Below are 13,961 nucleotides of genomic sequence, written 5' to 3'. Positions count from 1 at the left end.
GCTGTGATAAGCCAGGAGGGTGATCAGCCGTCTCCCTCTCGACGACCAACTCGAGTCCCTGCGCATGGTGTTGTCCCGCAACAGCGTCCTGACCGAGGTGCTGCGGCGGACCGCGACGATGGAGCTGCCCGGCTGGTATCTCACCGCCGGGTGCCTCTTCCAGACCGTCTGGAACGTCGTCACCGACCGGCCGCCCACCGAGGGCATCAAGGACTACGACGTCTTCTACTTCGACGCCGACGACCTGTCCTGGGAGGCCGAGGACGCCGTGATCAAGGCCGGCCGGGAGATCTTCGCCGATCTCCCGGCCGAGGTCGAGATCCGCAACGAGGCACGCGTGCACCTCTGGTACGAGGACAAGTTCGGGGTGCCGTGCCCGCCGTACGAGTCGAGCGAGGCTGCGATCGACAGCTTCGCCGCCACGACCTGCTGCCTGGGTGTACGGCTGGAAGCCGGCGGGTGGCGGGTGTACGCACCGCACGGTCTCTCCGACGTCTTCAACCTCGTCGTGCGGCCGAACCCCGTGCTCGCCCCGCGTTCCGTATACGAAGCCAAGTCCGCGCGCTGGCGGGAGCAGTGGCCGGAGTTGAGCGTGCTGGAGTGGCCCGGCCGGGGCTCGTCCATGGAGGGTCCATAGGGCCTCCATCGGTCGGCCATGGACCTCCCACGGAGCGGCAAAGTTCTTCCGGCCCATCTGTTCCGGACTCCTCGCCGCCCGCTACTTTCTGGCCGTCCTGTCATGCACACACAACCCCGACACAGGACGATCAAAGTGTCATGCCCATGACGGCATCGCGCACCGCCGCCGCTACGCGCGTCACAGGCCTGCCACCAGCGTCGAGAACCCCACTCCAACGACGGAGGCAGTACCCCCATGCGTGAGAAGCCCCGACGGAGTCTGCGAAGACTCCTGACCGCCGCCATACCCGCCCTCGCCCTCGGGCTCGCCGGACTCGTCGCCGCACCCGCGCACGCGGCACCCGCGGCGACCCACACCACCCGCGTCACCCAGAACGCCAAGGCCCTCACCTCCCCCGAGCGGCAGACGTTCCACTCGACCGGCAAGGCCGGCCAGAAGGTGCCGACCAAGCACCTGTGCGCCACCACGGCCCCCGGCAGCGCGTCCTGCTTCGCCCAGCGCAGAACCGACATCAAGCAGCGCCTGGCCTCCGCGGTCGCCGCCGCCGCGCCCTCCGGTCTCAGCCCGGCCAACCTGCACAGCGCCTACAACCTGCCCTCAACGGGCGGATCGGGCCTGACCGTTGCGGTCGTGGACGCCTACAACGACCCCAACGCCGAGTCGGACCTGGCGACTTACCGCTCGCAGTACGGCCTGTCCTCGTGCACCAAGGCCAACGGCTGCTTCAAGCAGGTCAGCCAGACCGGTTCCACGACCTCGCTGCCCACCAACGACACCGGTTGGGCCGGTGAAGAGGCGCTCGACATCGACATGGTCAGCGCCGTCTGCCCGAACTGCAACATCATCCTCGTCGAGGCCAACTCCGCCACCGACTCCGACCTCGGCACCGCCGAGAACGAGGCCGTCGCGCTCGGCGCCAAGTTCGTCTCCAACAGCTGGGGCGGCTCCGAGTCCTCCTCCCAGACCAGCGAGGACACCTCCTACTTCAAGCACCCGGGTGTCGCGATCACCGTCTCCTCCGGTGACTCGGCCTACGGCGCCGAGTACCCCGCGACCTCCCAGTACGTGACCGCCGTCGGCGGCACCGCGCTCTCCACGTCCTCCAACTCCCGCGGCTGGACCGAGTCCGTGTGGCACACCAGCTCCACGGAGGGCACCGGCTCCGGCTGCTCCGCGTACGACCCGAAGCCGAGCTGGCAGACCGACACCGGCTGCAGCAAGCGCATGGAGGCCGACGTCTCCGCAGTCGCCGACCCGGCCACCGGTGTGGCCGTGTACGACACCTACGGAGGCTCCGGCTGGGCGGTCTACGGCGGCACCAGCGCCTCCGCCCCGATCATCGCCGGCGTGTACGCGCTGGCCGGCACCCCCGGCTCCGGCGACTACCCGGCGAAGTACCCCTACAGCCACACCAGCAACCTGTACGACGTGACCAGCGGCAGCAACGGCTCCTGCTCGACCTCGTACTTCTGCACCGCGACCGCCGGCTACGACGGCCCGACCGGCTGGGGCACCCCCAACGGCACCACCGCCTTCACCTCGGGCACCAGCACCGGCAACACGGTGACCGTCACCAACCCGGGCAGCCAGTCGACGACGACCGGCAGCTCGGTGAGCCTCCAGATCAGCGCCACCGACAGCGCGGGGGCGACACTGACCTACAGCGCGAGCGGCCTGCCGACCGGGCTGTCGATCAGCAGCTCCACCGGCAAGATCACGGGTACGGCGTCCACCGCGGGCACCTACCAGGTCACCGTCACCGCCAGCGACTCCACCGGCGCCTCCGGCTCGGCCTCCTTCACCTGGACGGTCGGCTCCAGCAGCAGCACCTGCACCTCGTCCCAGCTGCTCGGCAACCCCGGCTTCGAGTCGGGCAGCACCACCTGGACCGCCTCCAGCGGCGTCATCACCAACTCCAGCAGTGAGTCGGCGCACGCCGGCTCCTACTACGCCTGGCTGGACGGGTACGGATCGACCCACACCGACACGCTGTCCCAGTCGGTGACCGTGCCCAGCGGCTGCAAGGCCACCTTCACCTTCTATCTGCACATCGACACCGCGGAGACCTCCAGCAGCACGGCCTACGACAAGCTGACGGTCACCGCCGGTTCGACCACCCTGGCCACCTACTCCAACCTCAACGCGGCTTCCGGCTACGCCCAGAAGTCCTTCGACCTGTCCTCGTACGCCGGCTCCACCGTCACCCTGAAGTTCAGCGGTGTCGAGGACTCCTCACTGCAGACCAGCTTCGTGCTCGACGACACCGCCGTGACGACCAGCTGATCACCGCCTGACACCGTTCGACCCCGGGCCCCGGTCGCCGCCTTCGCGGCCGGGGCTCCGGTGTGGATGTCCTGCGTGGATCTCCTGAGTGGATCGCCGGCGTGGATCCGGGAGCACCGGTGATACGTCCAAAGAGCGAGGAGGCCCCCATGCGCCGAACGATCCCCCACACGACCGTCGCACTCGCCGCACTGACCCTTGTTCTCGCAGGCTGCGGCAGCCAGACCGACAGCGGCAAGGGCGGCGACAGCAGCAGTGTGTCGCCGACTCCGTCGGATTCCGCATCCGCGTCCGCCTCGCAGGGCCGCTGCACGACGAGGACGGAGCTCCATGCCGCGGACAGCGGCAGCACGGTGTGTCTGGCGGTGGGCAGCACAGTCCGCATCAGCCTGGACGGCACCAAGAAGCGGCCGTGGAAGCCGGTCGCCGCGAGCGGGTCCGTCCTGGAGGCCGTCAACAGCGGCTTCGTGCTGCTGCCCGGGGATGCGAACGCCGCGTACAAGGCCGTGTCGCAGGGAAAGACCCGGCTGGAGTCCACGCGGCCGTTGTGCGCCGCCCAGACGGGCCGGGTCTCGTGCCTGGGGATTCAGGAGTGGTGGGTCACCGTGGAGGTGAAGTAGCGCTGCCGCACCGGGCTCTGCGCCGGAGGGCGGTGGCCCTCGGCCTCCCGGTGGGCCCGCTCGGCCTCACGGATCTGCCGGTCGATGCGACGGTCGTGCACGATACCGAGCACGGACGGCAGGACCAGCAGGACGAGGATTCCGAGAACGGTCAGCATTCCGATCAGTCCTTCGATGTGTGCCGTATCCATAGACACCACTGTCGCGCCGATAGCTCCTTACAAACAGTGGCAGGACTGCCGTAGACCCTCGAAATACTGCCAATCGTGGTGCACACTGGAGGCATGCTGAACAACGTCGCCGCCGTCGTGCTGGACGGCGTGAACCCCTTCGAACTGGCCGTCGTCTGCGAGGTGTTCGGCACCGACCGCAGCGACGACGGACTGCCCGTGTACGACTTCGCGGTCGCCTCGGCCGAGGGGCCGGTGCTGGGCACTCGCGCGGGCTTCTCCATGCAGGTCGAGCACGGCCTGGAGCGGCTGGAGGAGGCCGACCTCATCGCCGTGCCGGCGGGGGCCTGCTTCGAGACGCGGGAGTTCCCGCCCGAGCTGCTGGACGCCCTGCGGCGCGGGGTCGAGCGCGGGGCGCGGGTGCTCAGTGTGTGCTCCGGTGTCTTCGTGCTCGCGGCGGCCGGACTGCTCGACGGCCGGCGCTGCGCCGTGCACTGGTACCACGCGGACGATCTGGCGCGTGCGTACCCGCGGCTGAGCGTCGAGCCCGACGTCCTGTACATCGACGAGGGCCCGGTGGTCACCTCAGCGGGCACCGCCGCCGGCATCGACGCCTGTCTGCACATCGTGCGCAAGGAGCACGGCCCGGAGGTCGCCAACAAGATCGCCCGGCGCATGGTGGTACCGCCGCACCGGGACGGCGGGCAGGCCCAGTACATCGAGCGCCCGCTGCCCCGCTCGCACGGCGACACCGTCGCCGAGGTGCTGGTGTGGATGGAGCGGCACCTCGACGAGGAGGTCACGGTCGAGCAGCTCGCCGACCGCGCCCACATGTCGCCGCGCACCTTCGCCCGCCGCTTCCAGCAGGAGACGGGCACGACTCCCTACCGCTGGATCCTGCGCCAACGCGTGCTGCTGGCCCAGCGGTTGCTGGAGGCGACGGACGAGACGGTGGACGCGATCGCCGGCCGTACAGGGTTCGGCAACGCGGCCGCGCTGCGTCACCAGTTCGTCCAGGCGATCGGGACCACCCCGAACGCCTACCGCCATACGTTCAGGGGACCGGAAGCGGCCGCCTGACCGTCACCGGAGCACCGGCTTCAGCAGCAGCCTGTACGGCCGCAGCGTGATCCCGACCCGGGTCCTGTCGTTGGAGCCGGCCACCTGCTCGAAGCGGTACTTGGCCGACAGCGCCGCCGTGATCAGGCTCAGCTGCGCCATCGAGAAGTGGTCGCTGGGGCATTTGCGATTGCCGACGCTGAACGGCGCCATGGCGTGTTTCGGCACGTCCTTGACCCGGTCCGGAAGCCAGCGGTCCGGGTCGAACTCCAGGTTGCCCTTGTACGACTCCGCATCGCGTTGGATCGCGTACGGGCTGTACACGATGTCGGCCCCGGCCGGAATGCGATAGCCACCGAGTTCCGTGTCGGTCACCGCCCGCCGCGTCAATATCCACACGGCGGGGCGCAAACGCATGGCCTCGACGACGACATTGTTGGTGTGCCTGAGCTTGCGGACGTCCTCGAATGCAACCGGACGGACACCACCGGTGACCGATTCGACTTCGTCGCGCACCCGGTCCGCGTGTTCCGGGTGTTCCGCGAGGACCTGCAGCAGCCACATGATCGTGGACGCGACGGTTTCGCTGCCCGGGGTGACTATCGCGACGACCTGATCGTGGATCTCCTGTTCCCCGATCGGGTCGCCATTCTCGTCCTTCGCCTCCAGCAATGCCGTCAGCAAATCGTCCGGCTTTTGACCAGACGCCCGGCGCTCGGCGACGATCTCGTCGACCAGCAGATGCAAGTCGGCCAGGGCCCGGTTGAATTTGCGGTTGGGCGGCAGCGGCAGGTTGTACAGGGGGCCGAGGGGGACGACCATCCGCCGGTACATGCCGCGGAAGACGGTGGCGAGGGCCACGCACAGCCGCTCGGCGCGCTCGTCCATGTAGTCGCCGCGCAGCAGACAGCGGGCGGCGATGCGGACGGCCACGCGGAACGACTCGGAGGTGCAGTCGATCGTCTCGCCGGGCTGCCAGCGCTCGGTGAGGGCGTGCGCCTCCTCCTCCATGACCGGGCCGTAGGCGGGGATCGCGTCGAGCTTGAACGCGGGCTGGATGGTGCGGCGTTGGCGCCGGTGGCGGGGGCCGTTGGCGGTCGCGACGCCCTCCTTGCCGAGCAGTCCCTCCAGGGACTCCCACAGCGGGCCGGCGATGATGAAGTCAGGGTTCAGTGCGAGGGCTCCGGTGAGCGCGGGGGTGGTGGGCGCGTACACCGTCTTGGGGCCGAGCTTGAGGCGTACGACGTCGCCGTACTCGCGCAGCCGGGACATGAAGGCCAGCGGATCGCTCACCAGCTTCAGGCCGTGGCCGAGGACCGGTACGGCGCCGCCGGCGAGGGGCGGCTCACGCAGCTCGGATTCCGCATATATCTGCGGTTCGGGCCGCACGGACTCGACGGTCATTTCTCACCTGCCGCTTCGTTGTTGACGTACGGGGGCGTGGACCGGTCGTCCCAGCTGTCGACCATGTAACGGCCGGACTCGTGGTGGAACCAGTAGACGGTGCTGAACCAGTTCCGCATATTGCAGACACAGGCCCTTACGGCGGCACTCAGTTCTTTTCCCCGCACGGTGCCGTCGGCGAGTTCGTCGGCGAACCGTAATGCGCTGAGTTCGGCGACGAGGAATTCGGAGATGCATTTCTCGACGCGTCGCCTGACTTCGGCGACCGCCTCTTCCAGAGTCAGCCCCTCATATTTGATGAGACTGATTCCGAGATTGTGCACCTCGTCGCCCGCTATTTCCTTCGGGAGCGAGCAGAGGTCGTTGTACCAGGCGGCGAATTCCTGGCTCAGCAGCGCCGCCCGCCGATATGCCGGGTGTTTCCGTACGGTGTCCGGGAGTTCACATCCGGCGCTCGGCTCGAGCAGGTCGGTCCAGATCCAGTGCGCAAAGGTGAGCCTTCGGAGTCGGAGGTATTCCTCCACCGTCGGGATGATGCCCTCGGTGCGGTTGTGGAACTCCCGGTCGTACGCGTCGATCACCGTGTGGAAGTGCCGGGCGAAGCGGGCGTTCCACGTCCGCGGCAGGAACGAGTACAGGCGCACCATGGTGTCCGCGAACGCCGCGACCAGGGGATCGCCGTGGTGCAGGTGGTCCCGGGGGGAGTCGAGGGCCACATGCAGGCGGAGCCTGAGCCGGCGCCAGGCGGTCGGCCGCCGGTGGACGATGTCACGGTCGTGGCGGTCGTCCCAGACGAAGAACCATGCGCTGTAGTCCGCTATCGCCTGGAGCACCTCGTCGGGGGCGCCCAGGTAGTACCCGGCCATGAGGTCGGTGTAGCAAAGTCCGTCGGCATATTCCTCCACCTTGTCCGCCGGCATGAGCCGTTTCTCGAGCAGCCAGGTGCGCGTCTTCTCCTGCAATCGAGGCCAATACGGGTGCAGTTGTCGGGGAAACGCGGCCTCGATCACCGGAAGAGAGAGTGATGGTGGGACCGCGATCGCGGTCGCTGTGGTGCTGTGTGGGAAAACAGGCACGAACAAACCCCTCTCAGCCGCCAGTTGCACACACCCCTCCCGCTGTGCCGGGCGTGCGCCGTTGCGTATCCCCGCACTTCCCATTCAGCACCACAACTGACCGTTCTGGGAACGGATTTGCTTCACTCACTACCCCGAGGTGCCGAGAATCTCCCCTTGTGTGACTGATTATGGATCGCTACAAGCACACATCCGATCGAACGTGCGACGGACAGACGAACGGCGCCTGGTCGGGGAGTTAAGCCTGAACAGACGCCGTACGTATGGGAGTTGTGAGCACTGGGGATGACCCTGAGGTCTCAGTCGTTGGCGACGACGGGGTAGCGGGGCTCGTTCTCGGCCATCTGCCGCAGCGCGTCCTTGCGTTCGCGCTTGGACAGGCGGTCGATGTAGAGGTAGCCGTACAGGTGGTCGGTCTCGTGCTGCAAACACCGTGCGAAGTAGCCGGTGCCGCGGACCTTGATCGGGTTGCCCTTCTCGTCCTGCCCGGTCACCTCGGCGTAGTCCGGACGGGCGAGCGGCGCGTATGCGGTGGGCACGGACAGGCAACCCTCGTTGCTGTCGTCCAGGCGGCGCTTCTCCGCGGGCAGGTCGACGAGCTTGGGGTTGCAGACGACGCCCACGTGCCGGACGCCCTCGTCGTCGCCGCAGTCGTAGACGAAGACCTTCAGGTCGACGCCGATCTGGTTGGCGGCCAGGCCCACGCCCTCGGCGGTGCGCTGGCTGGCGAACATGTCCGCGACCAGCTGCTGCAGCTCCTCGCCGAAGTCGGTGACGTCCTTGCACTCCTTGTGCAGCACCGGGTTCCCGACGACCGTGATGGGTCTGGAGGTGCCGGCCTCGCGCCAGGCGTTCTCGCGCTCCTCGGTCTCCTCGGTGTCGATGACGAAGCCCTCGTCGTCCACGGGGAGCACGCCCGCGTGCTGCTGATCGGTGTCCTGCTGCGCCATGCCGACGTATGCCTTCCTGAAAACCTGGGGTCGCTGCTGATACAGGGTACGGGGACCGGTCAGCAGACCTCTTCCAGATCCCGCCAGTCCCGCGAGTCAGGACTGTCCGCGACCCACCCGTCCAGCAGCCCCCTCACCAGGGAGGCCGGCGCCGCGACGCCACACTCCCGCTCCGGCACCCACAACTGCCCGTCGGTCCTGTGTCCGAGCGGACCCGGGTGACCGGGTTCGCTGTGGTCATGGGGATCGAGGTGCTCCCCGTCGCCCTCGTCGGACGGCATCCGCGACTCGGAGCACATACGACAGAGCAGCCTCACGGAGGACGACCAGTCCTCGGCGGCGAAGCCGGCGTCCGCGGCGAGCTGCTCCAGGGCGTCCCGGTCGGCCTCGGTGGCCGCCTCCAGCAGCACCACCCACGTCGGCACCGGAGACGGCGCCCACAGCTCGATCTCGTCGAAGACGGGATAGGCGTGCCCGGCCGCCGTGGTCCGCTCACCGTGCGGGACCCCGTCATGGAGTACGACCTCACCCCACCGCCGACCGGAAGACGGCAGCGGAATCGACAGCACCTCGATCCGCGCCGGGTCCAGCCGCCGCCCCCACACCACCTCGGCCTCCCCCTCCGGGGACAGCCGTACGGCCGCGCTGCCGAGCTCCATCCCGAGCGGCTCGCCGTTCGCCGCGGCAGCGCCCGGCACCCGCAACCCGTAGGCCTGCCAGGCCCGCCGGGCCAGCGGCCAGTCCTGCAGGGCGGTGGCGGCGATGCCGACGTTCCACCAGTCGGGGGCGCCGGTCTCGCGGTCGAGCAGCGCGACGGCGCGCAGGCCGGCGGCGCGGGCCTGTTCCCAGTCGTGCCGGAACTTGTGCAGCAGGGCCAGGTTGAACCAGGACTCGGACAGCCACGGCTCCAGGTCGGCGGCACGTGTCAGCAGCGCGCCCGCGTCCTCGTACCGGCCGTCGCCGATCAGCGTGAAGGCGCGATCTGTGGCCTGCCGCCAGGAGGCGGAGGGCCGGTGCCGTCCCTTGCCGAAGATCCTCACGATTCCCGCCTGCCAGTTCCTTGGAGTGGGCTGGCTGTGCTGCCCCCGGACACCCTCTCATTCGCATCCAACCACGTGCGGCTGGAAGGGCGCTCATTACCCATGGGTTACCCAGCCGCAGGGACGGTCAGACAGTCCCTCGCCAGGACCCGGGCCAGTGCTTCCACGACCTCCGGAGCGTAGTCCCCGGCGGTCGCGAGGCGCAGCTCCTCCAGGGCCGTCAGGGGCCCGCCCGGCCCGGCGTCCCGCGCCTTCTCCTCGTAGGCGTTGACGGCCCTGACGATCCGGGCGGCGAGCGGCTGCTCCCGGTAGGGGTCGGCCTGCCGCTCCACGACCACGGCGACCGCGGCGTCGACCCCGGTCTGCCGTACGACGGCCCCGCCGAGCAGCGCGATCCGGCGCTGCTCGGCCGCGGGCAGTACGGCGGTGGCGCCCGCCGGCACCGGGTCGACCAGGCTGAGCTGCCCGATGTCGTGCATGAGGGCGGCGTACTCCAGCACGGTCAGCTCGGGCCGGGTGAGCCCGAGGTCCCGCCCGACGGCCCGGCTGAGGGTCGCCACCCGGCGGGCGTGCCCGGCGGGGGTGTACCCGGCGATCTCGGTGGCGCGGGCGAGGGAGGTGATGGTCTGGCGGTAGGTGGTGCGTACGGCGGCGTACCGCTTGAAGGACAGCTGGGTCAGCAGCAGTGGCAGCGAGAACACCGGCAGCGCCCACAGCCCGACCACGGCCACCGCGAGGGCCATCACCGCGCCCGTCGCACACACGGCCGACCCGATGCCGAGCAGGGCGTGCAGCTCGTCCCGCAGCAGCGGGCCGAAGGGCCACCCGGTCCGGGAGCGCGCGAGTGCGGCCGCGAGCACGGCGTCGCACAGGGCGGTCAGCGCGAGGAGGGCCAGGAGCAGCAGTGCGTACGCGGGCCCTCGCCACTGCTCGAACGCCCCACGGTTGTACAGGGGTTGGAAGCACACGGCGGCGAACCCGACGGTGAGCACGCGCCGCGCGAGATGGTCGAGCACCGGGCCCTGCCCGCGCGCGATGTGCGGCACGCTGCCGAGCAGTGCGGCGGCGAGCACGACGGCGACGACCTGTGTGACCCCGTGGTGGGTGGGCTGCCCGGCGTCCTCCCCGAGCAGCGCGTACGACAGCGCCCCGGCGGCGCCGAGCGGCGCGGCCTCCCTGACCCGGGCGCCGGTCCAGCGGTCGAGCTCGCCGACGGTGATGAGCACCCCGAAGGCGAGGGCGGTGGAGCGTTCCTCCAGACCGGTCCAGAGCGTGACGGCGAGGGAGCCGGCGGCGAGGAGGCCCGCACAGGTGTGGATGAGGACCAGCAGCGGCGGGCGCGAGGTCATCGGGGGGCTCCCGGCCGACTGGACGAGACGGACTGGGCCGGAACCATGTCGACCCGCTCCTCGTCGGCCGTCACCGCCGGACGCCACCCCTCCCGTCCGAGCGCCCGCACCAGCGCGGCGACCATCCTCGGGTCGAACTGCGCGCCCGCACACCGCTCCAGCTCCTCCAGGGCGACCGGGACGGGCCGGGCCCGCCGGTAGCAGCGCGTGGAGGTCATCGCGTCGAAGGCGTCCGCGACGGCCACCACCCTCGCGGATTCCGGGATTTGACTCCCGATCAGCCCGTACGGGTATCCGCTCCCGTCGAGCCGCTCGTGATGGTGCAGTACGGCGGCCCGGGCCTCGCCCAGAAAACCGATTCCGCGCACCATCTCGTGCCCGTACTCGGGATGCAGCTCGATCACCCGCCGCTCCTCGGGAGTCAGCGGGCCGTTCTTCCTCAACAGCCTTGTGGGGACGCCGAGTTTGCCCACGTCGTGCAGGATCCCGGCGAACCGCAGCACCTCGACCCGCGCGTCGTCCATGCCGAGTTCACGCGCGATCATCATCGACGCCTGCCCGACCCGCTCGCTGTGCCCGCGTGTGTAGCCGTCCTTGATGTCGACGGCCTGCACCAGCGCCCGGATCGTCGCCTGGTGGGCGGCGCGCTCCCGGTGGTACTGCGCGAACACCCACCAGGACACGCACATCGGCAGCAGCACGAGCAGCGCGGCGACGGGCCCGTACGGGCTGCGCCACAGGACGGCCATCATCAACCCGGCGAGCCCGTGCACGGCGACCGGCGCGAGGGTCCGCAGGAACAGCCCCCGCCAGGCCCGCCGCACCGGCGCGCTCCCCCGCCGCCCCGAAGGCGCGGGCGCTGCCCCCGTGGCCAGCGCGCGGATCCCGCCGTCCAGCGCGGTGAGCACCAGGCAGAAGGCGAGGACCGCGGCCCCGGCGGGCACCAGCGCGTACGGGAAGTCGCAGGCCACGACCGCGTCCCGGCCGCCCAGTGCCCAGTGCGTCTGCCCGGCCGCCCAGACCCCGAGCGTCAGCTGGGCGGCGCGCCAGATCCGCCGTAGCGCATACGGGCGTTGCTCGACCGGGGAGAGCAGCGCACCCGGCAGCGCGACGAGCGCGGCGGCCGGCGGCGGCAGCAGAAAGGCCCCGGCGAGCAGCACGGGGTAGAACGTTCCGGCGAAGCGCCAGCGGGCGGCGGCCTGCTCACAGCCGGCGTAGACCACGGCGAGCAGCACGACCGCCCACCAGGGGGTGTAGGTCCTGGGCAGCGGAAGCAGGCACCCGAGGGCGCCGAGGACCGTACAGGCGACGTACGCACGTGCCCGTGCCGGAACCGCCTCCATCACGCCCCTCCCCCGGCCGTGTCTGCTCAGGCGGATGAGCCTAGAGCGGCAGCGGGGGAGTCCGCGGGCTTATGAACCGCGGATTAGCACGTTCGAGTGACGGCAGCCCGTTCGTGGACCGCGCGCGGGAGTTCAGGACTCCTGCGGCGTCACGGGCGACGCGGTGATGTCGTGCTCGGGCACGGCCTGCCCGGAGCGGATCAGGTCGAGCCGCCCCAGGACCTTGGCGCGCAGGTCGCTCGGCACGTCGTCATGGCCGCAGCACCGCTTGACCAGCTTCTTCACGGCCTGCTCCAGGCCGTACTTCTCCAGGCACGGCGAGCACTCCGTGAAGTGCTGCTTGAACTTGTCGCGGTCGACGTCCGGCATCTCACTGTCGAGGAACTCGTAGAGATGGTCGAGTACCTCACTGCAGTCCGTCTCGTGCGGCTCTCCGCAGCTCATGAGCCCGAGCCTTTCGCTTCGTCCGACTCTCCGGCGCCGGCCGGGACCAGTCCGCGCTCGCGCGCGTAGTCCTCGAGCATGCCGCGCAGTTGACGGCGGCCCCGGTGCAGCCGGGACATCACCGTACCGATGGGTGTCCCCATGATGTCCGCGATCTCCTTGTACGCAAAGCCCTCAACGTCGGCGAGGTACACGGCGATGCGGAATTCCTCGGGGATCGCCTGGAGTGCTTCCTTCACGTCCGAGTCCGGCAGGTGGTCGAGCGCCTGCGACTCCGCGGAGCGCAGACCGGTCGACATGTGCGACTCGGCACGGGCGAGCTGCCAGTCCTCGATCTCCTCCGCCGCCGACCGCTGCGGCTCACGCTGCTTCTTGCGGTAGGAGTTGATGAAGGTGTTGGTGAGGATCCGGTACAGCCACGCCTTGAGGTTGGTGCCTTCGCGGAACTGGTGGAAGGACGCGTACGCCTTCGCGTACGTCTCCTGCACCAAGTCCTCCGCGTCGGCCGGGTTGCGCGTCATGCGCAGCGCGGCCGAGTACATCTGGTCGAGGAATTCGAGCGCGTCCCGCTCGAAGCGCGCGCTGCGCTGAGCGGTCGACTCCGCGCTGATGCCCTGGCCCTCGGGCAGCTCCGCCTGGCCGTTGTCGGTCCCTGCGTCGATCCCAGTGACCGGACCCACCTCCTCAAGATTCCGGGCAGCACCGAAACCGGTCCCACCAGAATCGGAGGATAGACGACTACCCGTCCCCGCCGCCCCTCGAATAGGGGTGGTCTTGGCCGCAGTCAGCACCGTCCAGTCCAGGTCAGTGCGGCTGCTGCGGCTCGGGCAGATGGTCGAACCCATGCGGCGGACTTCCTCTCCTACGACGATCGGTGCTGGTGGTTCAGCACTTCTGTCCGCCTCAACAGAGGTACGGTCCGCAACATTCCCGGGCCTTTACCCGAGTGACCCGGCCCACTTCACGACCGAGTCCGTGACGATCGCCACGGCGTCCTCCTGGGTGATCGCGGCCCGCTTCGGCACCGCGAACCCGTGATCGCCGTCGGGTACCTCGGCCAGCTCGTACGTCCCCTCGGGGAACTCCTCCGGCCTCCCGAAGGGGTCGTTGCCTCCCTGTACGACGAGCGTGGGCACCCCGGAGCCGAGCAGTTCCTCGGCGCGGGACTTCTCGGGCCTGCCCGGCGGGTGCAGCGGGAAGCTGAGCGCGAGCACGGCACGGGCGCCCAGCTCGACGGCCGTACGACAGGCGACACGGGCGCCGGCACTGCGGCCGCCGGAGATCACCGGCAGCCCTTGCCCGGTCAGCGCGGGCCAGATGCCCCGCCACCCGATGTCCAGCGTCTTCGGCGCGGGCGCGAGCTTCTTGCCGGCCACCCGCCAGGGCTGCTCGACGAGCGCCACGCTCACGCCGTGGCCGGGCAGCACCGCGGCCAGCGCCTGCAGGTCCCGCGCCTCGATGCCACCACCGGCGCCGTGGCTCACCGCGAGCACGAGCCGGGGCTTCTTCGCGTGGTGCCAGGTGATGCGGGCATCCCCGGCATCCGTACCAATGATCTCGGTCGTCACGTCGGACTCGTTCGT

General features: G+C 69.9%; 14 protein-coding genes. 4 read left to right on the top strand and 10 right to left on the bottom strand.

All coding sequences use genetic code 11. The features are described 5' to 3' along the window. Positions 1 to 19 precede the first annotated feature (19 nt). The 3 genes from ABZ880_RS20105 to ABZ880_RS20095 all read left to right on the top strand — a co-directional run bounded on the left by ABZ880_RS20105 (position 20) and on the right by ABZ880_RS20095 (position 3,543). On the top strand, positions 20 to 637 hold the full coding sequence (locus tag ABZ880_RS20105; RefSeq protein ID WP_361264467.1) for a nucleotidyltransferase family protein: 618 nt from the start codon (positions 20 to 22) through the stop codon (positions 635 to 637). A gap of 237 nt (positions 638 to 874) precedes the next feature. After that, complete coding sequence (locus ABZ880_RS20100) at positions 875 to 2,923, top strand: putative Ig domain-containing protein (protein WP_361264465.1); 2,049 nt, start codon at positions 875 to 877, stop codon at positions 2,921 to 2,923. Between the two features lie 149 nt (positions 2,924 to 3,072). After that, a complete protein-coding gene (locus tag ABZ880_RS20095; protein ID WP_361264463.1) occupies positions 3,073 to 3,543 on the top strand; it encodes a hypothetical protein in 471 nt (156 codons plus the stop codon). On the opposite strand, the gene ABZ880_RS20090 is transcribed toward ABZ880_RS20095, so the two are convergent. Beyond that, on the bottom strand, positions 3,510 to 3,701 hold the full coding sequence (locus ABZ880_RS20090) for a hypothetical protein (RefSeq protein WP_361264460.1): 192 nt from the start codon (positions 3,699 to 3,701) through the stop codon (positions 3,510 to 3,512). The two genes, ABZ880_RS20095 and ABZ880_RS20090, sit on opposite strands and share 34 nt — an antisense overlap. Positions 3,702 to 3,827: 126 nt before the next feature. Between ABZ880_RS20090 and ABZ880_RS20085 the strand changes: the two genes are divergently transcribed. Then, on the top strand, positions 3,828 to 4,793 hold the full coding sequence (locus tag ABZ880_RS20085; RefSeq protein WP_361264457.1) for a helix-turn-helix domain-containing protein: 966 nt from the start codon (positions 3,828 to 3,830) through the stop codon (positions 4,791 to 4,793). Between the two features lie 3 nt (positions 4,794 to 4,796). On the opposite strand, the gene ABZ880_RS20080 is transcribed toward ABZ880_RS20085, so the two are convergent. The 9 genes from ABZ880_RS20080 to ABZ880_RS20040 all read right to left on the bottom strand — a co-directional run bounded on the left by ABZ880_RS20080 (position 4,797) and on the right by ABZ880_RS20040 (position 13,946). Next, positions 4,797 to 6,176 (bottom strand): cytochrome P450, encoded by a 1,380-nt coding sequence (locus ABZ880_RS20080; protein WP_361264454.1) that lies wholly within the window; start codon positions 6,174 to 6,176, stop codon positions 4,797 to 4,799. Next, positions 6,173 to 7,252, bottom strand: coding sequence for an epi-isozizaene synthase (gene cyc1, locus ABZ880_RS20075; RefSeq protein ID WP_361264452.1), 1,080 nt, complete (start codon positions 7,250 to 7,252; stop codon positions 6,173 to 6,175). Before cyc1 ends, ABZ880_RS20080 begins: the two co-directional genes overlap by 4 nt. Positions 7,253 to 7,551: 299 nt before the next feature. Next, a complete protein-coding gene (gene def / locus ABZ880_RS20070; protein WP_361264449.1) occupies positions 7,552 to 8,202 on the bottom strand; it encodes a peptide deformylase in 651 nt (216 codons plus the stop codon). Between the two features lie 59 nt (positions 8,203 to 8,261). After that, the gene (locus ABZ880_RS20065; RefSeq protein ID WP_361264446.1) at positions 8,262 to 9,242 is read right to left on the bottom strand and encodes a hypothetical protein; all 981 of its coding nucleotides are present in this window, start codon (positions 9,240 to 9,242) and stop codon (positions 8,262 to 8,264) included. Positions 9,243 to 9,349: 107 nt separating this feature from the next. Further along, positions 9,350 to 10,591 (bottom strand): HD domain-containing protein, encoded by a 1,242-nt coding sequence (locus tag ABZ880_RS20060; protein WP_361264443.1) that lies wholly within the window; start codon positions 10,589 to 10,591, stop codon positions 9,350 to 9,352. Beyond that, complete coding sequence (locus ABZ880_RS20055; protein WP_361264440.1) at positions 10,588 to 11,934, bottom strand: HD-GYP domain-containing protein; 1,347 nt, start codon at positions 11,932 to 11,934, stop codon at positions 10,588 to 10,590. Before ABZ880_RS20055 ends, ABZ880_RS20060 begins: the two co-directional genes overlap by 4 nt. 132 nt (positions 11,935 to 12,066) lie before the next feature. After that, a complete protein-coding gene (gene rsrA, locus ABZ880_RS20050; protein WP_361264437.1) occupies positions 12,067 to 12,378 on the bottom strand; it encodes a mycothiol system anti-sigma-R factor in 312 nt (103 codons plus the stop codon). Next, positions 12,375 to 13,058: an RNA polymerase sigma factor SigR gene (gene sigR, locus ABZ880_RS20045; protein WP_344405380.1), complete on the bottom strand. Its 684-nt coding sequence runs from the start codon at positions 13,056 to 13,058 to the stop codon at positions 12,375 to 12,377. Before sigR ends, rsrA begins: the two co-directional genes overlap by 4 nt. Positions 13,059 to 13,316: 258 nt before the next feature. Then, positions 13,317 to 13,946, bottom strand: coding sequence for an alpha/beta family hydrolase (locus ABZ880_RS20040; RefSeq protein WP_361264974.1), 630 nt, complete (start codon positions 13,944 to 13,946; stop codon positions 13,317 to 13,319). Positions 13,947 to 13,961 lie beyond the last annotated feature (15 nt).

The sequence above is a fragment of the Streptomyces sp. NPDC047043 genome, from assembly GCF_040644055.1.
Lineage (GTDB): Bacteria > Actinomycetota > Actinomycetes > Streptomycetales > Streptomycetaceae > Streptomyces.
Note: the sequence above shows the minus strand (reverse complement) of the source record. Positions and strands in the feature narration are given on the sequence as shown.